Origin of the sequence: Methyloversatilis sp. MC4-4 (assembly GCF_049843555.1) — a bacterium.
Classification (GTDB): Bacteria; Pseudomonadota; Gammaproteobacteria; order Burkholderiales; family Rhodocyclaceae; genus Methyloversatilis; species Methyloversatilis discipulorum_B.
Genome location: NZ_JBBHZK010000001.1, coordinates 1,356,733 through 1,376,765 on the forward strand (window position 1 = coordinate 1,356,733; position 20,033 = coordinate 1,376,765).

Here is a 20,033-nt window from a genome sequence, read left to right on the forward strand (position 1 = left end):
TCCATGTCAGCCGCACACAAACGACTCGACGAGATCGAGTTCGACAACCTGTTCGTACGCAGCCTGCCGGCGGATCCATCGGACCTCATCCGCTCCCGCCAGGTGCGCAACGCGTCGTACACCTTCACGCCGCCGACGCCGGTGGCCGCGCCCGCACTGCTGGCCTGGTCCGACGTGCTCGGCGCCCAGCTCGGCCTCGCCCGCCCGGCGCGGGTCGACGCGGCGGTCGAGGCACTGGCCGGCAACCGGGTGCTGCCCGGCATGCAGCCCTACTCCGCGCGCTACGGCGGCCACCAGTTCGGCAACTGGGCTGGCCAGCTCGGCGACGGCCGCGCCATCACGCTGGGCGAAATGTTCGACATCCACGGTCAGCGGCAGGAACTGCAACTGAAGGGCGCCGGACCGACCCCCTACTCGCGCCGCGCCGATGGCCGCGCAGTACTGCGTTCGTCGGTGCGCGAATTCCTGTGCAGCGAAGCGATGTTCCACCTCGGCATTCCGACCACGCGCGCGCTGAGTCTGGTCGCCACCGGCGACCAGGTGGTGCGCGACATGTTCTACGACGGGCGTCCGGAGTACGAGCCCGGCGCCATCGTCTGCCGCGTCGCGCCGAGCTTCGTGCGCTTCGGCCACTTCGAAATCCTGACCTCGGAGCAGGAACTGCCGCTGCTGCGCCAGCTCGCCGACTGGGTGATGACGCATCACTACCCGGGCATCGGCTCATACGCCGAGTGGTTCTCGGAAATCTGCCGCCGCACCGCGACGCTGATGGTGGATTGGATGCGCGTCGGCTTCGTGCATGGCGTCATGAACACCGACAACATGTCCATCCTCGGCCTGACCATCGACTACGGCCCCTACGGCTGGCTCGAAGGCGTGGACATGATGTGGACGCCGAACACCACCGACGCCCAGGGCCGTCGCTACTGCTATGGCCGCCAGCCGCAGATCGGCTACTGGAACCTCACCCGTCTGGCCGCCGCGCTGGCGCCGCTGATAGACGACCGCGACGCCATCGACGCCGCGCTCGAACGCTACGAACAGACCTTCGCCGACGGCTGGACCGCGATGCTGGCCAACAAGCTCGGCCTGCCGCTGCCGGCACCCGGTGACGACGCCGAGCAGGACATGCGCAGCCGTCTGTTCCAGCTGCTGCAGCACGAGGAGTGCGACTTCACGATCTTCTTCCGTCGCCTGGCCGACGTGCCGCTCGCTGCCGCCGCGACGGGCGACGCGGCAGCGCTCGCTCCGCTGCACGAAGCCTTTTACAGTGGCGAAGGGCCGTCGCCCGAGCATGGCCGCGAGCTGCTCGGCTGGCTGCAGCAGTGGGCGCAACGCGTCACCGCGGGCGGTGAGCCGGATGCCGCACGCATCGCCCGCATGAACGCGACCAATCCGAAGTACATCGTCCGCAACTGGCTCGCCCAGCGTGCGATCGACGATGCCACCGCCGGTGACACCGGCATGATCGAGCGCCTGCTGAAGATGATGCAGCGCCCCTACGATGAACAGCCGGAATTCGACGACCTTGCCGGCCGCCGCCCGGAATGGGCGCGCAACAAGCCCGGCTGTTCCGCACTGTCCTGCAGCTCATGAACCTGACCAGCCTGCGCACCCACTGCTACCACGGCCTCGAAGCCGGCCCGAAACTGATCGTGCTCGGCGCCGTACACGGCAACGAAACCTGCGGCACCCAGGGCATCGCCCGCATCCTTGGCGAACTCGACCGCGGCGAGCTGCGCATCCTGCGTGGCTCGGTCGCCTTCGTGCCGGTCACCAACCCGCTCGCCTATCTGCGCGGTCAGCGGGCGGGCGACCGCAACCTGAACCGCAATCTCGGCCCGAAGGAGGCTCCGCAGGACTACGAGGACCGCATCGCCAACGCACTGTGTCCGCTGCTGGCGGCGCACGAGGTGCTGCTCGACCTGCATTCCTTCCACACCGGCGGCGAGCCCTTCGCCATGCTGGGCCCGCAGGACAACACCGGCCCGCTCGAACCCTTCGCCCACGCCGCAGCCGAAGAGGCGATGGCGCTGCGCCTCGGTGCGCGTCGCCTGGTCGAGGGCTGGCTCGACACCTATGCAACCGGCGTCCGTACCCGAGTCGCGCGCACCGCGCCGACCGAGCGCGCGCAACTGCTCAGCACCGACCCCGACTACGGCGTCGGCACCACCGAATACATGCGCCGCATGGGCGGCTACGCAATCACGCTCGAATGCGGCCAGCACGAAGACCCGAGCGCGCCCGATTTCGCCTGGCGTGCGATCCGCAACACGCTCGCCCACCTCGGCCTCACCGACGAAACACCACCGCCCGCGCGCTCCGACTGCGAACTGCTGAAGCTGGTCGAAGTGATCGACCGGCTGCACGCCGGTGACACCTTCGCCCGCCCCTGGGCCAGCTTCGACCCGGTGTCCGCCGGTGACCTGATCGGCATGCGAGAGGACGGCAGCGAAGTGCGCGCCCAACGCGACGGCTTCATCGTCTTCCCGAATCCCGGCGCCACACCGGGCAACGAGTGGTTCTATTTCGCCCAGCGCAGCGAGCGGATACTGCACGGCTGACGTGCTTTCCGCCGAAGTACGCTTGGTCTCGTCAGCAGCCTGAATCGAAGCCGGCGGACAACAGAGGCCGCGTCGCGGCCAAGGTCGCTCCCACAGAGGTCACTCCCACAGGAATCGCGCCCCATCGGCGGTCGGAGCCGGAGTTCTGTGGGAGGGGTCTTCTGACCCCGACAGCGGCTTGCATCGAAGCCTGCGGACAGCAAAGGCCGTATCGCGGCCAAGGCCGCTCCCACAAGGTCGCTCTCACAGGGATCGAGCCCGATCGGCAGTCGGAGCCGATGTTCTGTGGGAGGGGTCTTCTGACCCCGACAGCGGCCTGCACCGAAGCCTACGACCCGCCAAGTCCGCCCGTGGCCGGAGGTGATTACCGCCGGGTCTTTTCCCGCTCCCGCGCCCTCGCATTGTCATGGTGCACCGCAATCGCCCGCCCGGCCGTGGGCATCGCAGCCAATGCCAGCAGGGGCGCGGACGACCGCCGGAACACGCCCCTGTCAAGGCTGTCCGACCTCGTATCAGCGGCCTAGAATCGAAAGATTCACGTCAGGGAGGAGCCCACACATGCAACAGATCGATCTTGTCCCACTGACCGAAGAGGAAAAAATCGCCTGCCTGCCGGAGCAGGAAATTTCAGGCGAAGTGCTGATCGAGAAGTACGCCAAGGGCGGCGAAACCACCGTCGCCGAAGTGCGTCGCCGCGTGGCGAAGGCACTGGCCCAGGCCGAGGCGGAAGACCGCCGTGCGCACTGGGAAGCGAAATTCCTCGAAGCGCAGGACCGCGGCTTCGTACCCGCCGGCCGCATCAGCTCCGCCGCCGGCACCAATCTCACCGCAACACTGATCAACTGCTTCGTGCAGCCGGTCGGCGACTCGATCACCGAAATCGAGGACGAGCGCCCCGGCATCTACACCGCACTGGCCCAGGCCGCCGAAACGATGCGCCGCGGTGGCGGCGTCGGTTACGACTTCTCCAGCATCCGTCCGGTGGGCGCCCGCGTGCGCGGCACACAATCGCGCGCCTCCGGTCCGGTCAGCTACATGCGCGTGTTCGACCGCTCGTGCGAAACGGTGGAATCCGCCGGCAGCCGCCGCGGCGCCCAGATGGGCGTGCTGCGCTGCGATCACCCGGATATCGAACAATTCATCCACGCCAAGGACGGCGGCGACCTGACCAATTTCAACGTGTCGGTCGGCGTGACCGACGTGTTCATGAAGGCGGTCGAAGCCGACACCACGGTCGACCTGGTGCACAAGGCCGAGCCGGCACCCGACCTCAAGGCAGCCGGCGCCTACCAGCGCGAAGACGGTCTGTGGGTCTATGCGAAGCCGCGTGCGCGCGATCTGTGGGACCAGATCATGCGCTCGACCTACGATCACGCCGAGCCGGGCATTCTGTTCCTCGACCGCATCAACCGCGACAACAACCTCTACTACTGCGAGCGCATCGAGGCGACCAACCCCTGCGCCGAACAGCCGCTGCCGCCCTATGGCTGCTGCGACTTGGGTTCGATCAATCTGGTGCGCTTCGTGAAGCGGCCCTTCTCCGAAGCGGCCGAATTCGACTTCGACGGCTTCCGCGAAGTGGTGGCCATCGCCATCCGCATGCTGGACAACGTGCTCGACGTGACACACTGGCCGCTGCAACAGCAGCACGACGAAGCGATGGCCAAGCGCCGCGTCGGCCTCGGCTTCACCGGCCTGGGCGACACCCTCATCATGCTGCGCCAGCGCTACGACTCGCAGGAAGCGCGGCTGATGGCCTCGCGCATTTCCGAAGTGATGCGCGACGCCGCCTACCTTGCCTCGGTCGAGCTGGCCAAGGAGCGCGGCAGCTTCCCGCTGTTCAACGCCGACATGTATCTGTCGGGCGGCAACTTCGCGTCGCGCCTGCCGGCCGAGGTGAAGGAGCAGATCCGCAAGCACGGCCTGCGCAATTCGCACCTGCTGTCGATCGCGCCCACCGGCACCATTTCGCTCGCCTTCGCCGACAACGCCAGCAACGGCATCGAACCGCCCTTCTCGTGGACCTACACGCGCAAGAAGCGCATGGCCGACGGCACCTTCAAGGAATACGCGGTCGAGGACTACGCCTGGCGCCTGTACAAGCACCTCGGCGGCGACATGGAAAAACTGCCGCCCTGGTTCGTCACCGCGCTGGAAATTTCCGCCGCCGCCCACAAGGACATGGTGGCCGCGGTTGCGCCCTACATCGACACCTCGATTTCGAAGACGGTGAACGTGCCGGCCGACTACCCCTACGCCGACTTCGAGGATCTCTACCTCGCCGCGTGGAAGGCCGGCCTCAAGGGCCTCGCTACCTACCGCCCGAACAGCGTGCTCGGCAGCGTGCTGTCGGTCGACACGCCGAAGACGGAAGAGAAGAAGCAGCCGCACGACGTGGAACTGTCGGCGGTCGGCGCCAACCAGCGCCTGTCCATCGGCGCACTGCCGGCGCCGGTGCTGTCCAGCCTGCGCTGGCCCGGCCGGCCGGACATGAGCGATGGCAACCCGAGCTGGACCTATATGCTGAAGACGCCGGGCGGCGAATTCGCGCTCTTCGTCGGCCATACCGAGAACGAAGGCCCGGACGGCCGCATCCAGCCGCTGCCTTTCGAAGTGTGGGTCAATGGCGCCAACCAGCCGCGCGGCTTGGGCGCCGTCGCCAAGACGCTGTCGATGGACATGCGCGCCAACGATCCAGGCTGGCTCAAGCTCAAGCTCGACGTGCTCGCCAAGACTGTCGGCGACGCCAGCTTCGACCTGCCCTTCCCGCCGACCGGCGAACATCGCCGCATGCCGGGCGTGGTCGCCGCCTTCGCCAACGTCATCCGCTACCGCTGCGACAAGCTCGGCGCACTTGACCGCGAAGCGCCGACGCCGGTGCTCGACACCCTGTTCGCCGTGCAGGAGCCGAAGACCGGCACCGACGGCACACTGAGCTGGACGGTGGACATCAGCAACCCGGCCACCGGTGAAGATTTCGTGCTCGGCCTGAAGGAAATCACGCTGCCCGGCGGCGAAACCCGCCCCTACTCGGTGTGGCTGTCCGGCAACTACCCGCGCGCGCTCGACGGCCTCACCCGCATCCTCGCGCTCGACATGCGCGTGATGGACCCGGCCTGGATAGGCATGAAGCTGCGCAAGCTCATCAGCTACCCGGAACCGCTGGGCGACTTCATGGCCTTCGTGCCCGGCACCCGCCGCCAGCAGAACTGGCCCTCGACCGTCGCCTACGTCGCCCGCCTCATCATCCACCGCTACGCGATGCTGGGCATCCTCGACGAGGACGGCTACCCCACCCGCGAAATGGGCATCCTCGAAGCCCCGCGCGGCGACGACGAACCCAAGCTCATGCAGGGCGCGCTGTGCAACGAGTGCGGCAACCAGTCGGTGATACGGAAGGACGGTTGCGATTTCTGCACGGCCTGCGGGGCGGTGGGGAGTTGCGGCTGACGCCTGCGTCCGCGAGGGCGCAGCGCTGAAACGGAAAGGGCCTGTCGGAAGACAGGCCCTTTTTCTTTGCGTGTCGGGCGGCGCTCGAACCCACCTTCACGGCGCAGGATTCTCGTCATCCTATCGGCCAAAAGTCTGATGCGTGGAAGGACGACGGCATCATGAGCTAACTTCCGTGAGACTCCTGCAGGCAGCGCGTCCGGTTTCGGGTTTTTGTACGTACCGCGCCCTGCGTCCCCATAAAAATCGTAATGACTATTTTTTGACAGCCACTCGTGACAAATCCGCATCAACTGTACATACGATTTCATGGGGAAATGCAGTGACAAGACCCACGGCATTTGAGCGAGTTCGGTGGTTGTTTTTTTGGCTCGCGATTAGAGTACTGGCGACTGCCGCTTTATTTCTCTCAACGGCGGTCATCTTCTTGTCTGCTTATGGCCTATTCCGGTCAGAGCAGACAATGGTATGGATTGTTATAGGAACTCCTTCTGTATTTATGTTCGTTTCCGCCATCAAACTAATTAGGGGATGGAATTTTTCTCCTGATGAAGTCAATGCGTGGTACTCAGGAGGGAAGGAAAAATAAATTCATGCTATCGCGATTTCCGAGCTTGCGGGTCCCGGATGAATATTTTCTAAAATCAAACGACCGCTGCCGTTCGGGCGCGCGGCGCCCCTTCAGCAAAAAGGCCGACGTACGAGGATGGCATCATCATGCGCCACCTACCATGAGATTTCTGCCCGGGGAGTAAATGGAGTAGACCAGTCTATTTCATCGAGAACGAAACGCGATGGAGCGGGAAACGCGGTTCAGATGGCGGACAGTAAGGCAGGTATGAGGACGCGACACAGGCAAGCAGCCCCTCTTCGCGGACCGAGGGGGCAGTGGTTCGCGCAAAAGATAGATAGTCGTGTAACACCGCAGATAAGAGGCCTGAATAAATGGATGCCGTCCGCAAGGCCTTGATTTCACGAGTGAATCGTCTGCGGGGTCCGCTGGAATATCACGCAGGCTTCCGATATATCACGCAGTCATGATGTATACATCACGTTGGGCGTCATAGATGAAGCAAGCAGACCTCGATCGATACGCGAGCCTCATGCATGAGGCTCGCTTGCGGCTGAATGTCCTCCGGGCCTTCTCATCGGGAGAAGCAAATACTGCGTACGTCCGCACCAATACAGAGTCAATCTGCCTGCAGCTTCGGAAGGTCCTGGAGCTGATCGCGTTTTCGTCACTCGTATGCCATCGCGAGGCATATAGCAAGGTACGCCATGACATCGCAAAAGACTGGCATGGCAATCGAATCCTCAAGGCCGTTGAGAAGATCAATCCCTCGTTCTATCCGCAACCAGTGAACGGTTGGGTTTCAAGAAAGAGAGGCCCGCCACGATTCGAGAATTTGCGTGGTGGCTATCTCTCGCGTAACCAGTTCGCCAAGCTTTACGACCGATGCGGCGATCTGCTTCACTCTACGAATCCATTTGCAAGAGAGAAGAACTTCGCGAGCTTTTCGCGTATGAGTCCTGAGTGGGTGCGAAGAATCGAAAGTCTTCTGATGGAGCACACCGTATCCATCGGGCCGCGCCACGAACTTCTCTGGGTCGATGTGCCTATGGATCTTGAGAAGCCAGTCGTGGTTCAACACCTCGTCCAGGTCGGCGCATGACGCCCAACCCTTCCATCGAGAGGACGTCCCAAGGGCTGCGCCCTTGCGCCGCCTCTCATGTCAAACGTTGGGCTCGCATTGAATGCGCATAAGCAACGATCAGGCGAGACAGCAAGCCATGGCGCTTGCCGAGTCCTTTCTCAAAGGCCAAGAGCAGAAAGCGGGCTGGTCTTGGCAAGTGATAGACGCATCTCCGGACGAAATGGCTTCTGATTCAAAACACAGAAAGACATGGACCAAGTGGGCCGTCGTCATCGAGTGGAAACTCAATGGCTACGTGATCGACGGTCCAAGAGTCCTTCGCGTCGATCTTCTGAGCCAGCAGGTCGCGTCATATGCATGAGCCCGTATCGAAAAATAGGGGACCGACCACATTTTCCGCAATCTCAATCTCTGGTGGGGCGTCATAATCGTAGCCCGACCACTATTCGAACCGCATATATCCCGATTTTCGGCGTTAGCCCTCTCATGACGAACAGCGACGAAACCGCCACTCACTGGACAAAGTTCATCGCGGAATGTCCTGAGTTCGTCGCTGGCGAAGCGCTTCTCGCGCAATTCAACGCCGGGAAGATCACACGCCTTTGTGAGTGTGGTTGTAACAGTTTCGACATGGTGCGTGAGGAGGGAAGGCAAACCGCTCCAATCGTCCCGCCTTCCGGGAGAGGTCACGCTGTCTTTCTTGCTGAGTTCCCGACAAAGCAGCCGCCCGGTGCGTCCCTTGAGTTCATTGTCTATGCGGATGCAAAGGGAAATTTCGATGGGCTCGACGTGCATCTGAACGGAAACACCGAACCCATTCCAGAGAAATTGGTTGTCTCCGAGGCCCCTTACCATGCGTATGGAATTCTGGCCCGAAAGGGCTGACCCTGCAGTCGTGCGGACCTGAGCGAAAAGCAGCGCAGGCCGCCCACTTCCACGCCAGCGATCATGAAATACCTCATCGTTGTGTTCTTGTTTGTGGCCACGCTCGCCGCGGCGCCATCTGTCCATTCCGCCGACAGGAAGGGGTCCATGTCGCACGTAGAAGAGAGATCCGAATCCGGCAGTCCCATCTATCGCCACAAGCCACGCAGCCCGGAATGGACCGCTCCAAGGCACTCCGGAAAAAATCTGGAAGAGGTGGAAGCTCACGTCGAGAAGTACATCGGGAAGGTTGAGTCCGTCTACCACGAAGTTCTGTCCGATCTGGTCCATCTTGATGTGCTGATCGTTCCTGCTACGGCGGAGCGTCCTTATCACGTGCTGGTGACCAGCGGTGTAAGCGACGAATTGATGAATGTTCCTGAGGGGATGCAGAAATTCCGTCGGGTCGAGCTTCTTATCGCTCTGCCGCGTGACTGGCCTCTCGACCAGGAATCGCTCAAGAACGAAGCGAACTACTGGCCGGTAAGGTGGCTGAAGATGATCGGCCGCCTGCCCCATGAGTACAAGACGTGGATCGGGTGGGGGCATTCGATTCCCAATGGCGACCCGCCGGAGCCCATCGCAAATACGGGTTTTGTCGGCGCGATGCTCACGCCACCGTATTCACTGCCCAAAGACTTCTTCCAGTTCCGGACAAAGTCCGGGGACACGATTTCGTTCTACGTGCTGACGCCGCTGTACAAGGAGGAAATGGACCTCAAGCTCAAGAAGGGGGCCGACACGCTGGAAGAGCGGTTTGAGAAGCGGGGAATCGGGTTTGTCCTTGATACGAAGCGGGCAAACGTTGCCAAAGCAACGGGTTGGTTCGGAAAGTAATGGCAGCACCCCTCCAGCCGACGCCGTGTGGCCGGTCATTCCACATGAGAAGACGTGCCACGTTTTCATTCAAGAACTTTTCGAACACTGACTTAGAAAACCGTGATCTACCCCCGGTTTGGTTTTTCGAGAACGCCCGGCAGCGACGGGGATGGCCCTCAGGGAGCGACTATCAAACGGCGATCGCGGAACTGAAACGATGATGAACAACTTCGTACCGCCGAAGGCCGGCAGCAACCATCCGCCCTGCAACGGGGTATTTCTCGCGCATCGCTAGGCCTCACATGTCCAAAGAAGACGTAGTGCGACGCACGACATACGGTGCCGTGGCTGTGAGCGTGATGCTGTACTTGGCGAGTTTGAGTTTGCCCGCGGCAGTGATGGGGGCGTACCCTTTCGAGGTCAGACGTACGGTCGTATCCGGACTGGAATTCCTCGGGATCGGATGGCTGGGAGTGTATTTTCTGTGCGCGGCCTGGCTGGCAAATTTAGCGATCATCGTTGCGTGGATCTCACTCACGCTGGAGAAGGTAGCTTCTTCGCCGTGGTGGTCAGTTGGCTCACTCATCCTCATGCTAGATACCTTTCGCTTCAACGCTCTCTGTATTCCGGCTAACAAAGAGGGGGGCGGATGTCAGCGCATCTATGAGTACTCGTGGGGTTTCTACCTTTGGGTCGCCAGTGCTGTTGTGTTGACTGTTGCGAGCGTCTGGCGCCGCTTCGTGTCGCTTGAGGAGCGTCGCAGTGCATCGGACGACCAAAAGACTTCGAAGAGGCAGTCTGGTGAGGGTCTCTAACTGCATATATTGACTCCCCGATAATCAAGACGGAGCGATAGTCTGGTTTCTCCGGATCGTGCTCTTGCAGTCGCATATCCGGCATCGGTAGTGGGTTTTGAGTGACTCCTGCCGACGTGGCATCTGCGCGGGCGCGCCACTCGATACAGCGGCACACACCGCGTCCGTCAGAACTTCGGCGCCGCCCCCTGCCCCTTCAGTTTCCGCGCCGCCTCGGCCTTGAGCTGCTCCACCCACTCGGCCGACCTCCGGTTGCTGGCGACCATGCCGCCTTGATCGACCAGCCAGGCTTCGAAGTTCTGCACCGGTTCGCTGTTCCATTCGTAGCGCAGCACGATGCCACAGCGTGCGACGTCCGGCGTGGGGCCGAGGGCGTCGACCAGATGCGGCACGCGCTGCCGTGCGTACTGTTCCAGCACCTTGACCGCCCCCGGCTGCAGCAGCGTGCCCATGGCGTTATTCCAAGGGACACGCTGGCCCTTGCGGTCCTTGTCCACGCTGCACTGGGGTTTGCCTTCCTCGCTCCAATGCACGACGGCGCGACCGCCGGCGACTGGCGGTGTGCGCGCGGCATACGGACCGTAGCGCGCGACGAGTGAGGCCATCATCTGTTCGCTGCCCGGCGGCTGCGGCGCCGAACCGCGGCGCGTGACCGCGATGACGCGCGGCTCGGCGGGCGGGCTGGCGAACCAGATGCCGATGCCGGAACCGGCCATCGTGACGCCGATCTGGTCGAGGAATTCCGGCGACTCCAGTGAATTCACGCCGTCGAAATAGGGGAAGGTGGCGAGGTTGCGCTTCAGCTTCGCGCTGGCGTCGAAGGCCTGCACCGCCTTGACGGCTTCGGCTTCGGTCATGCCGATGCGCACGCCGGCGATGTCGAGTTTTGCGGCGGGGGTGGTGGCGTTCTGCGCCAGCGCGGGTAAGGCGCCGGCGATCAGCGCGCCAGCCAGTGCGAGGCGGGAAAGAACGGTTCTTGTCTGCATCAAAGGCTCCTGTCATTCATTGTCGGTGGGCGCGTCGCCGCCGGTGCAGTCCCGGCTGCCGCGCGTGGGGCGTGAGGTTTCCCGTCGTGTGCCGCCTGTGCGCTATGGTAGAAATCCGCACGGGGCGCTTGCGCCCCCCAAACAGGGGAGAAACCCGCTCACGGAGGCGTCACCCATGTCCTCACCGGAACTTGCCGACGCCCGCCTGTCGGCGCTGATCGCGCACTACTACGACGCTGCGCTGGACAGCAGCCTGTGGCCGGGCACGGCGACGCGTACCGCACAGGCGCTCGATTCGACCAGCACCGTCATCAAGCTGCACGGCGGCGGCGCGCGGGTGGATCTGCTCGAATGCACCGACAATCTGGTGGTCGCGGAGCGCGACCGGGCCTGGGCCGAGGACTGGCATCGCCGCGACCTGTGGGTGGAACGCTCGGTCGCCCACGGTCTGTCGCGCGTCATCACCGACGAGGATCTGGTGACGCCCGAGGAACAGGCACGCAGCGGGTTCTACCAGGAATGGCTCCGTCATCTCGACATCCACCACATGCTGGGCGCGGTGTTCCAGGCGGCCGACGGGATCATCGGCGTGCTGGGCATCCATCGCACGCGCGAAGCCGGTGCGTATTCCGAAGTCGAGCGCAGCAAGGTCGCGCTGCTGCTGCCGCACCTGCAACGCGCGCTGCGCCTGGGCCGGCGCCTGTCGGCGCTGTCGCAGGCGCACGCCGCCGCGCTGCAGGCGCTCGACCGCGTAGATACCGGCGTGATCGTGGTCGATGAGCGCTGCCGCGTCGTGCTGTCCAGCGCGATGGCGGACGCGCTGTTGCGCGGGAACACCGAACTGGCCGTGCATGGCGGATGCCTCGTGCTGCAGCAACCGGCGCTGCGCGACGCGCTGTCGGCGCAGGTGCGCGCGGCGGTAAACGTCGCGCAGGGCGAGCCGGGCGATGCCGGGGCCGCGCTGTGCGTGCCACGTGCGGGACGGCTGCCGCTCGTGCTCGAGATCGCGCCACTGCGGCCGACGACGTCAGCGTTCGGCGACCAGGGGCCGGCGGCGCTGGTGTTCATCCGCGACCCGGAAGTGCCGGCCGATCTGGACAGACTGCGCGCACTGTTCGATCTCACGCGGACCGAAGCCGCAGTCGCCGCCGCGCTCGCACAGGGGCGTTCGCTGGAAGGCATCGCGTCCGGGCTGGGCATCGGCCTGGCGACTGTCCGTTCCCACCTCAAGCGCATCCTCGCCAAGACCGGCACGCACCGCCAGGCCGAAGTCGTCGCCCTGCTCGCCCGCTGCGCCTGACCAGAGACGCTCGACCGCGGATCAGGCGCAACCCCTGTGAGAGCGGCCATGGCCGCGACTCGGCCGATGCATGCCGCTGGCGTCGGCACAGGCCGCTGTCGGGGTCAGAAGACCCCTCCCACAGAACCCCAGCCACAGGCTCCAGCCGTGGCCCGGACTCAACCCCGGTGGGAGCGGCCTTGGCCGCGACTCGGCCGACGCATGCCGCTGGCGTCGAAACAGGCCGCTGTCGGGGTCAGAAGCCCCCTCCCACAGAACCCCAGCCACAGGCTCCAGCCGTGGCCCGGACTGAACCCCTGTGGGAGCGGCCTTGGCCGCGACTCGGCCGATGCATGCCGCTGGCGTCGGCACAGGCCGCTGTCGGGGTCAGAAGACCCCTCCCACAGAACCCCAGCCACAGGCTCCAGCCGTGGCCCGGACTGAACCCCTGTGGGAGCGGCCTTGGCCGCGACTCGGCCGACGCATGCCGCTGGCGTCGAAACAGGCCGCTGTCGGGGTCAGAAGCCCCCTCCCACAGAACCCCAGCCACAGGCTCCAGCCGTGGCCCGGACTCAACCCCTGTGGGAGCGGCCTTGGCCGCGACTCGGCCGACGCATGCCGCTGGCGTCGGCACAGGCCGCTGTCGGGGTCAGAAGCCCCCTCCCACAGAACCCCAGCCACAGACTCCAGCCGTGGCCCGGACTGACCCCCTGTGGGAGCGGCCTTGGCCGCGACTGGGCCGATGCAGACCTCCATCACGGTCAGAAAACCGTTCCTGCTCGAAACGCATCCGCTCGGCTACCCACCCGGCGCCTGCTTCGTCACCGCCGCCCGTATCTCCCTCAGCTTCGCCTTCACCCGCGCCGCGTTGTCCGGCCCCATGCGCAGCATGATCTTCTGCCCTTCCGACAGCTTTTCCAGCTCCGGGTCGGCGAAGGTGTAGAGCACCTTGGGCTGCGCGAGGCGCAGCGGGCCGGCAAGTTCGGGCGCAGCCAGCAGGTGGTCGATCACCTCGACCAGGCGATTGTTGAAATAGCCGTCCGGGTAGCCCAGTTCGACGTAGCGCTGCTGGAACGCCGGGTAATTGCGCACATAGACGTCGACGACGGCCGCGGTCGGTACGGTGTCGACCAGATGAATATATGTGCGGTAACGGGCGGCATTGGATTCGTCCAGCACCAGGGTGTCGCCGCTGCCGGCGACGGCCGTGGGGCCGGGCACTGGTTTCACCGGCATCAGGCGGCGCGCCACTCTCTCGCGCGGCAGGTTGTCCACGGTGACGACGATGCGCCGCACGATGTCGGTGCTGTTGAACAGCGTGTCGACCGAGGCGCCGAACAGCGCGCGCAGCGTGGCCAACAGCTTCGCGTCCGGATCGACCTCGGCACCTGCAGCCTCGGGCACTTCCGGCGCGGCGATCGGGTAGTGCGGCGCCGGCTCCGGCGCAGGCGCCGGAACCTCGGGTGCCGCGGCGACGGGCGCCTCGACCGGGGCCGCGGCATCGGCCGGCGCCGCCTCGCGCTGCTGCCAGTAAAGGTAGCCGCCCACGCCCGCCACAGCCAGCACCACTGCCGAAACTGCCGCCGTTGATTTCTTCATGTCTGTCTCCTCCCCGGTTGCGGTTCAGCAGGATGGACAGACTGGGGGCGGCGAATATCCGGATAAAGCTTTTCGGGATGTGGCAGACCGCCGTCCAGCCACGCCTCGGCATCGGCCGCAGCCCCCTTCTCGCCATATTTTTCCCGACGGATCAATACCTTGACGATGATTCGAGAATCGACCCGTCGTGCTCGCCTGCCGCGTATTCATCGCTCTCCGGCCGTCTCACCCCGGTCCCGGACGGTGACTTTTCGTCGCATGTCTCGCCATGTACCGGCTGTTCGGGCATGCTGGCGCGCCTTGAGCACCCGACGCCCCCGAGACGCTGTGGCCCTCATCGCTCCGCCTTCCGCTACGGTTCCGTCGCGCCCCGACTGGCGCGTGTTCCTGCTGCTGCCCTTGCTGCACTTCGCCAGCGTGAAGCTGACGATGTCGCTCGCGATGTCGCCGGAGAACGAGGTCGTGGTGTGGCTGCCGAACGCCGTGCTGCTGGCCGCGCTGCTGCACTGGCAGGGCGCGCGCGGTGGCTGGATGGCGGCGCTGGTGCTGGCTTCCGACATCTACGCGAACATCCCCGCCTTCCCGCCTTTGCAGGCGACGCTGGTCAGCCTGTGCAATCTGTCCGAGGTGGCCTTCACCTATCTGCTGATGCGCCGGCTCGGTGTTTCACCGGGACTGGAGCGCATCCACGATTTCGGCCGCTTCCTGCTGGCCGGGCCGCTGCTCGGATCGCTCGGCGCCTCGCTGCTGGCCGGTGTCGTGCTGCTGACGCTGGACCGGGTCAGCGCGCCCTACTCGACGCTGACCCTGCTGTGGTGGTTCGGCGACGCGCTCGGCCTCCTGATCTACACGCCTTTGCTGCTGGCCTTCCTGCGCCCCGACCCGGAGGGCGCGCGCGGGGGCCCGGCAGGTATCGCGATGGTGGCGCTGACGCTGGCCTTCGCCGCCCTGCTGTTCACCCAGCCGGTCAATGCCGGCGCCGCTTTCCACGTCGCGCTGACGCCGCACCTGCTGCTGCTGCCGCTGCTGTGGGTGGCGGTGCGCTGCGGCACGCGCTGCACGGCGCTGACGGTGGCACTGATCGCGCTCGGCGCCGCATGGTCGGTCACCACCGGACACCAGCCCTTCGGCGCGGCGTCGCCGCACGACACCATACTGCGCGCTCAGGAGTACATCCTGACGCTGAGCATCATCGGCATGGGCCTGTCCATCCTGCTGCGCGAACAGCGCGCGCTGGCGCACGAGCTTGAGGACAAGGTGCGCGAGCGCACGGTCGAGCTCGAAGCGTCGAACCGCCGTCTGGCCGAGCTGAGCGCCACCGACAGCCTGACCGGCATCGCCAACCGCCGCCGCTTCGACGAAACGATGGACGCCGAGTGGGCACGCGCGCGCCGCAGCGGCGAGCCACTCGCGCTGTGCCTGCTCGACGTCGACCTGTTCAAGCCCTACAACGACCACTACGGCCACCTGGCCGGCGACGACTGCCTGCGCCTGGTGGCCGAGGTGATCAACGCGCACGTACGCCGCGCCAGTGATCTGGTGGCGCGCTACGGCGGCGAGGAATTCGCCTTCATCATTCCCGGTGTCGATGCCGACGGCGCGCTCGCCACCGCGCACGCCGTCTGCGCCGCGCTGCAGGCGCGCGGCCAGCCGCACGTGCGCTCGCCCTTCGGCGTGCTGACGGCCAGCATCGGCGTGGCCGTCATGGTGCCGACCGACGACGACACGCCGGACCAGCTGGTGCGGCTGGCCGATCAGGCGCTGTACGAAGCCAAGCGCGCCGGCCGCAACCGCGTGGTGCGGGTGGCCAGCGAAGACGTCGAGGTATTGCGCGCGGTGCGCCGCGGCTGACACGGCACCGCGCGCGCGGCAACGCTCAGGCAGCGGCGCACACCACGCGATTGCGCCCCTGCCGCTTGGCCCGGTACAGGCACTCGTCGGCGGCGGCGATGGCGGCGTCGAGCGAATCGTCGTCCGGCCGGCAGGCGGCGACACCAAAACTGGCGGTAATGCGCAGTTCGCCGCCGTCATCGAGCGGAATGCGCAGCGCCTCGATCGCGCTGCGCAGGCGCTCGGCGTGCTGGATGGCGCTGGCGACGTCGGTGTGCGGCATCAGCACGACGAATTCCTCACCGCCGTAGCGCGCCGCCACGTCGCCGCGCCGGCTCTGCTCGCCGCACAGCCGTGCCACCTCGACCAGCACCGCGTCGCCCACGACGTGGCCGTAGCCGTCGTTCACCTGCTTGAAGTGGTCGATGTCGAACAGCGCGACCGCCACCGGGTAGCCGTGGCGCTGCTGGTTCGGAATGTGGCGCTCGGCCAGCGTGAAGAAGCCTCGCCGGTTCGGCAGCCCGGTCAGGAAGTCGGTGTTTGACTGGTCGCGCAGCTGCTCGACCAGACGCTGGCGCTCATCTTCCAGCGCGACGCGCGCGATGCTGTTGGCGCGCAGCACGCTGATCGCCTGCAGCACGTCGGCCACTTCGTCGCGGTAGCGCGGGCTGGGCACCGTGCGCTGCAGATTGCCCTGGGCGATCGCCACGAGCAGATCGGCGGTTTCTTCGAGCGGGCGCACCACCCGGTGATGCACCACCCACAGCGTGAGCCCGAGCAGGCCCAGCGTGAGCAGTCCGCCAGCGCCGATCCAGATCAGCGCAGTGCGTGCCTCGGCGTGGCCGCTGCGCGCCTGATCGAGCGCTTCGTCCATCAGCACGTCGCGCAGCGTGACGACGGAATCCATGTCCGGCACGTAGCGCGCGGCGAAGCCGGCGGCGTCCATGCCGTACTGCGCGTCGTCCAGACCGTGTGCGGTCAGCGCCTCGACGAAGGGGATGGCGGATTCGAAGTAGCGCAGCTGCATCGTCGCGGTGGCGGTCTGTACCGGCACGCGGTCGGGTGCCGCTTCGGTGCGCTGCACCAGCAGCTTGCGCAATTGCTCGACCCGGCCGCGCAGTCGTTCGATTTCGACATGTTCGGCGTCGCGCAGCGGCTGCCGCGAGGTCAGCGCCACCGTGAACTGCGAACCGAGCTGACCGGCGTATTCGCGCAGGTCGGCGGCGATGCGGGCGCCGATCAGCGCATCGGCAGCGCGCGGGTAGGCCGCCACCGCTTCGTTGGTCAGCCGCATCAGCGCCGGCGACAGGTCGTCGATCACGGCGAACATCTTGCCGATCGCCTCGCTGATGTCGGCCGGACTGCGACGCGCTCGCGGCAGGGCGGCGGTGCGGTCTATCGCTTCGCGCGCGTGGGCGAGCTGCAGCGCGGCGCGCGCAAGCAGTGCGCGCACCTCGTTGCGCGGCGCCGCCGGCGTACCCACGGTGCGTTCCAGCACGGCGAAGGCGGCGTCGGTGCGCGCCCGCGCCTGAAGCAGACGCTCGCGCTTCGCCGGGTCACCGGGCAGGTCGTCGCCGAGCACGCCGTTGGCCGGCCCGCGCTCGCGCGACGCCATCTCGGCGGCCAGCAGCAGATGGCGCAGATGCTCCATCGCCTCCAGGCCACTGCGCGCCTGCGCCGCCCGAGACCATTCGACCACGACGATGCGCAGCGACAGGCCGAGAACGGCGCAGGCGAGCAGGAGGCTGACCAGCCAGAAAAGTCGGTGGAGGCGCATTCGGGACGGAGAACGCCGTGCAAGGACTGCACGGCGCGGATATCAGGTCGGTTCTTCTTGTGCTTGTCGGAAAAGGAGGATCGGGTTCCGGGCACTGCGGAGGGTGCCCGGAAGGGCGCCCAGTGTAGCCCGGCCGGATGCGCCTGCAACGACCTGGATCAAACACCGGGCACGCGACCGGACCCGGCCGGCGTCGCCGAAGCAACGCCGGCCAACTCGGTCAGAGGCGCTTTTCCCACTCGCGAACCTGCCGTTCGGCCTCGTCCTTGGCGATGCCGTAGCGCTCCTGGATCTTGCCGGCGAGCTGTTCGCGGCGGCCGGCGATGACGTCGAAGTCATCGTCGGTGAGCTTGCCCCACTGTTCCTGCACCTTGCCCTTGATCTGCTTCCAGTTTCCCTCGATACGATCGGTATTCATGGCGATTCCTTTCATGGATGGACGGAAGGTTCCGGTCGGCGCGGCGTGCGCGCCGGCGGATCGGTAGACCGGTCAGCGTTCGAGCAGACCGGCCAGTTCGTCGGCGTGCTCTTCCTCATCAACGAGGATGTCTTCGAGCAGACGCCGGGTGGTCGGGTCCTTGTCGGCAACGAGCGCGATCATCTGGCGGTAGGCTTCGACCGCCACCCGCTCGGCGAGAAGGTTGGCGCGCAGCATGGACTTCAGGTCGAGCGCCGCGTCATAGGCGGCATGGCTGCGGTCAAGCAGACCCTCGGGACTGAAATCGGGCTCGCCACCGAGTTGCACGATGCGCGCGGCAAGACGGTCGGCGTGCCCCGCCTCTTCGTTCGCGTGCACCATGAATTCGGCGGCCACTGCCGGCGCATTGAGTCCGGTCGCGGTGAAGTGGTGGCGCTTGTAGCGCAACACACAGACCAGTTCGGTGGCCAGCGCCCCGTTGAGCAGCCGCACGATGTCGGCCGCCCAGGGGCTCATGGCCGGCGTGACGGCGCCATCCTGCATCTGCTGGTGGACGCGCTGCAATGCCGCGTGGTCAAGCTCGAGCGGCCGCGTCATGGGCGCCTGATCGGATAGCGGAAGGCTTGCGATGTTCATGAGATTCTCCTTGGCGTTTCAACGTGCCGGGCTCAGTCGAGTGCCTTGAGGCCCAGCAGACCGAGCACGAGCAGTACGACGAAAATGGCGACGAACACGAAGAACAGAATCTTCGCGATACCGGCGGCGCCGGCAGCGATGCCGGTGAAGCCGAACAGACCGGCGACGATGGATACGATCGCGAAAATGAGTGCCCACTTCAGCATGACGATCTCCTTGCGTGAGGAAAGTCGGTACCGGAGCGGAGGCTGTGGCGCCGCCGCTGCATGACCGAATCATGGGCGTACGGCGCCTTGAAGCGTATAGGTGATCGGGCAGCGCCCTGTAGGCGCATCCCCGTGTCGTGTCGGTGTGGTCCGACGCGGGCAGTTGAGCGGTGTGAGCGGTGTGAGCGGTGTGAGCGGTGTGAGCGGTGTGGGCGGCTGCGGACGCCCTACTCCGGCACGTAGACGAGCGAGCCGTCCTCCATCCGGTAGGCGGTGCCGGCCTTGACGCCGCGGCCTGCCCCCGCCTCGCCCTCGCCGCGGAAGCGGCTGAGCTGGTCGCCCTTCTTCACGACGATTTCCATGTCCGGCTGGCCGGCGTTGCGGATCACCGTCAGGTCGCCGGCGGCGAAGGGGTTCAGCGGGTGGCGCGCCACGGCGATCAGCAGCGCGGCGATGATGACCAGGAACACGTCGATCAGATTGACCACCGACAGGATGGGGTCGTCGTCCTCGGTGTCGTCGAGCAGTCGCGTTCTCATCGTGCCGCCTCCGCCTGCAGCGTCGGCACACGGTGCTCGGCCACCGTGTCGCCGGCGCGCTCGCGCTCGATGCGCAGCAGATCGGCGGCGTACCAGCGACGACGCACCTGAGCCACGGCGTAGGTAATGGCCGAGGCGATCAGCGCCAGGATGACTGCCGAAAACGCCACACCCAACCCGCCAGACACCGCCGCCAGATCACCGTCGCCGAGCGCGGCCAGCGCCGGGCCCATTGGAATCATCGTGGCGACCAGACCGAGCAGTGGCGCTACGCGGGTGGCGATGCGCACGCATTCCAGCCGCTGCGCTGCGATCACTTCGAGTTCGCCGCTGCCGATGCGCGGGTCGGCGCGCACCACCTGGCTCAGTTCGAATCCGGCCGCCTGGCCGGCACGCCGCTGCAGCGCCTGCACGACGAAGGCGCCGAGCGCGAAGAAGGCATACAGGAACAGCGCGGCGATGGCGACCAGCACCGGGGTCAGGAAGAACTGGCTTACGCCGTACAGCGCGCTTTCAATGGAGGGCGTCATGTCTGC

18 protein-coding genes are annotated in these 20,033 nt (G+C 65.7%); 10 read left to right on the top strand and 8 right to left on the bottom strand.

The window, feature by feature from the left end; all coding sequences use genetic code 11:
• Positions 1-3 precede the first annotated feature (3 nt).
• The 8 genes from WDZ97_RS06245 (at position 4) to WDZ97_RS06280 (ending at position 10,227) form a co-directional block, all read left to right on the top strand.
• Positions 4-1,596, top strand: a complete 1,593-nt coding sequence (locus WDZ97_RS06245) for a protein adenylyltransferase SelO (protein WP_425762155.1) — start codon at positions 4-6, stop codon at positions 1,594-1,596.
• Positions 1,593-2,564 (top strand): succinylglutamate desuccinylase, encoded by a 972-nt coding sequence (locus WDZ97_RS06250; protein ID WP_425762156.1) that lies wholly within the window; start codon positions 1,593-1,595, stop codon positions 2,562-2,564. The genes WDZ97_RS06245 and WDZ97_RS06250 overlap by 4 nt, the downstream gene beginning before the upstream one ends.
• 558 nt (positions 2,565-3,122) lie before the next feature.
• Complete coding sequence (locus WDZ97_RS06255; RefSeq protein ID WP_425762157.1) at positions 3,123-6,014, top strand: adenosylcobalamin-dependent ribonucleoside-diphosphate reductase; 2,892 nt, start codon at positions 3,123-3,125, stop codon at positions 6,012-6,014.
• 1,067 nt (positions 6,015-7,081) lie between these two features.
• Entirely contained in the window at positions 7,082-7,687 is a 606-nt protein-coding gene (locus tag WDZ97_RS06260) for a hypothetical protein (protein WP_425762158.1), read from the top strand.
• A gap of 82 nt (positions 7,688-7,769) precedes the next feature.
• Complete coding sequence (locus tag WDZ97_RS06265) at positions 7,770-8,030, top strand: hypothetical protein (RefSeq protein ID WP_020164427.1); 261 nt, start codon at positions 7,770-7,772, stop codon at positions 8,028-8,030.
• 125 nt (positions 8,031-8,155) lie between these two features.
• The gene (locus WDZ97_RS06270; RefSeq protein ID WP_425762159.1) at positions 8,156-8,554 is read left to right on the top strand and encodes a hypothetical protein; all 399 of its coding nucleotides are present in this window, start codon (positions 8,156-8,158) and stop codon (positions 8,552-8,554) included.
• 63 nt (positions 8,555-8,617) lie between these two features.
• On the top strand, positions 8,618-9,430 hold the full coding sequence (locus tag WDZ97_RS06275) for a suppressor of fused domain protein (protein ID WP_425762160.1): 813 nt from the start codon (positions 8,618-8,620) through the stop codon (positions 9,428-9,430).
• 332 nt (positions 9,431-9,762) lie between these two features.
• The gene (locus WDZ97_RS06280; RefSeq protein ID WP_341421481.1) at positions 9,763-10,227 is read left to right on the top strand and encodes a hypothetical protein; all 465 of its coding nucleotides are present in this window, start codon (positions 9,763-9,765) and stop codon (positions 10,225-10,227) included.
• Positions 10,228-10,394: 167 nt separating this feature from the next.
• Here WDZ97_RS06280 and WDZ97_RS06285 read toward each other — a convergent pair whose 3' ends face one another.
• The gene (locus WDZ97_RS06285) at positions 10,395-11,213 is read right to left on the bottom strand and encodes a hypothetical protein (RefSeq protein ID WP_425762161.1); all 819 of its coding nucleotides are present in this window, start codon (positions 11,211-11,213) and stop codon (positions 10,395-10,397) included.
• Between the two features lie 175 nt (positions 11,214-11,388).
• On the opposite strand from WDZ97_RS06285, the gene WDZ97_RS06290 reads away from it, so the two are divergent.
• Positions 11,389-12,513 carry a helix-turn-helix transcriptional regulator gene (locus WDZ97_RS06290; RefSeq protein WP_425762162.1) on the top strand — a complete coding sequence of 375 codons (1,125 nt, stop codon included), beginning with the start codon at positions 11,389-11,391 and terminating at the stop codon, positions 12,511-12,513.
• Between the two features lie 777 nt (positions 12,514-13,290).
• On the opposite strand, the gene WDZ97_RS06295 is transcribed toward WDZ97_RS06290, so the two are convergent.
• Positions 13,291-14,091 (bottom strand): DUF3014 domain-containing protein, encoded by an 801-nt coding sequence (locus WDZ97_RS06295; RefSeq protein WP_425762163.1) that lies wholly within the window; start codon positions 14,089-14,091, stop codon positions 13,291-13,293.
• Between the two features lie 381 nt (positions 14,092-14,472).
• Here WDZ97_RS06295 and WDZ97_RS06300 point away from each other — a divergent pair, with 381 nt between their 5' ends.
• Positions 14,473-15,942: a diguanylate cyclase gene (locus WDZ97_RS06300; protein ID WP_425762164.1), complete on the top strand. Its 1,470-nt coding sequence runs from the start codon at positions 14,473-14,475 to the stop codon at positions 15,940-15,942.
• 25 nt (positions 15,943-15,967) lie between these two features.
• Here the strand turns inward: WDZ97_RS06300 and WDZ97_RS06305 are convergent, their stop codons facing one another.
• The 6 genes from WDZ97_RS06305 to WDZ97_RS06330 form a co-directional block, all read right to left on the bottom strand.
• Complete coding sequence (locus WDZ97_RS06305) at positions 15,968-17,698, bottom strand: diguanylate cyclase (RefSeq protein ID WP_425762165.1); 1,731 nt, start codon at positions 17,696-17,698, stop codon at positions 15,968-15,970.
• Between the two features lie 220 nt (positions 17,699-17,918).
• Positions 17,919-18,116 carry a CsbD family protein gene (locus WDZ97_RS06310; RefSeq protein WP_019918505.1) on the bottom strand — a complete coding sequence of 66 codons (198 nt, stop codon included), beginning with the start codon at positions 18,114-18,116 and terminating at the stop codon, positions 17,919-17,921.
• Between the two features lie 72 nt (positions 18,117-18,188).
• On the bottom strand, positions 18,189-18,752 hold the full coding sequence (locus tag WDZ97_RS06315) for a ferritin-like domain-containing protein (RefSeq protein WP_425762166.1): 564 nt from the start codon (positions 18,750-18,752) through the stop codon (positions 18,189-18,191).
• A 32-nt stretch (positions 18,753-18,784) separates the two neighbouring features.
• Positions 18,785-18,958: a DUF1328 family protein gene (locus tag WDZ97_RS06320; RefSeq protein ID WP_304001144.1), complete on the bottom strand. Its 174-nt coding sequence runs from the start codon at positions 18,956-18,958 to the stop codon at positions 18,785-18,787.
• Positions 18,959-19,185: 227 nt separating this feature from the next.
• On the bottom strand, positions 19,186-19,497 hold the full coding sequence (locus tag WDZ97_RS06325; protein ID WP_304001143.1) for a DUF2149 domain-containing protein: 312 nt from the start codon (positions 19,495-19,497) through the stop codon (positions 19,186-19,188).
• Positions 19,494-20,027: a MotA/TolQ/ExbB proton channel family protein gene (locus WDZ97_RS06330; RefSeq protein ID WP_425762167.1), complete on the bottom strand. Its 534-nt coding sequence runs from the start codon at positions 20,025-20,027 to the stop codon at positions 19,494-19,496. The genes WDZ97_RS06325 and WDZ97_RS06330 overlap by 4 nt, the downstream gene beginning before the upstream one ends.
• Positions 20,028-20,033 lie beyond the last annotated feature (6 nt).

Excerpts from the sequence above, each read along its gene's own strand:
- WDZ97_RS06245 (WP_425762155.1), top strand. The coding sequence starts at position 4 with ATGTCAGCCGCACACAAACGACTCGACGAGATCGAGTTCGACAACCTG.
- WDZ97_RS06250 (WP_425762156.1), top strand. The coding sequence starts at position 1,593 with ATGAACCTGACCAGCCTGCGCACCCACTGCTACCACGGCCTCGAAGCC.
- WDZ97_RS06255 (WP_425762157.1), top strand. The coding sequence starts at position 3,123 with ATGCAACAGATCGATCTTGTCCCACTGACCGAAGAGGAAAAAATCGCC.
- WDZ97_RS06260 (WP_425762158.1), top strand. The coding sequence starts at position 7,082 with ATGAAGCAAGCAGACCTCGATCGATACGCGAGCCTCATGCATGAGGCT.
- WDZ97_RS06265 (WP_020164427.1), top strand. The coding sequence starts at position 7,770 with ATGCGCATAAGCAACGATCAGGCGAGACAGCAAGCCATGGCGCTTGCC.
- WDZ97_RS06270 (WP_425762159.1), top strand. The coding sequence starts at position 8,156 with ATGACGAACAGCGACGAAACCGCCACTCACTGGACAAAGTTCATCGCG.
- WDZ97_RS06275 (WP_425762160.1), top strand. The coding sequence starts at position 8,618 with ATGAAATACCTCATCGTTGTGTTCTTGTTTGTGGCCACGCTCGCCGCG.
- WDZ97_RS06285 (WP_425762161.1), bottom strand. The coding sequence starts at position 11,213 with ATGCAGACAAGAACCGTTCTTTCCCGCCTCGCACTGGCTGGCGCGCTG.
- WDZ97_RS06290 (WP_425762162.1), top strand. The coding sequence starts at position 11,389 with ATGTCCTCACCGGAACTTGCCGACGCCCGCCTGTCGGCGCTGATCGCG.
- WDZ97_RS06295 (WP_425762163.1), bottom strand. The coding sequence starts at position 14,091 with ATGAAGAAATCAACGGCGGCAGTTTCGGCAGTGGTGCTGGCTGTGGCG.
- WDZ97_RS06305 (WP_425762165.1), bottom strand. The coding sequence starts at position 17,698 with ATGCGCCTCCACCGACTTTTCTGGCTGGTCAGCCTCCTGCTCGCCTGC.
- WDZ97_RS06310 (WP_019918505.1), bottom strand. The coding sequence starts at position 18,116 with ATGAATACCGATCGTATCGAGGGAAACTGGAAGCAGATCAAGGGCAAG.
- WDZ97_RS06315 (WP_425762166.1), bottom strand. The coding sequence starts at position 18,752 with ATGAACATCGCAAGCCTTCCGCTATCCGATCAGGCGCCCATGACGCGG.
- WDZ97_RS06320 (WP_304001144.1), bottom strand. The coding sequence starts at position 18,958 with ATGCTGAAGTGGGCACTCATTTTCGCGATCGTATCCATCGTCGCCGGT.
- WDZ97_RS06325 (WP_304001143.1), bottom strand. The coding sequence starts at position 19,497 with ATGAGAACGCGACTGCTCGACGACACCGAGGACGACGACCCCATCCTG.
- WDZ97_RS06330 (WP_425762167.1), bottom strand. The coding sequence starts at position 20,027 with ATGACGCCCTCCATTGAAAGCGCGCTGTACGGCGTAAGCCAGTTCTTC.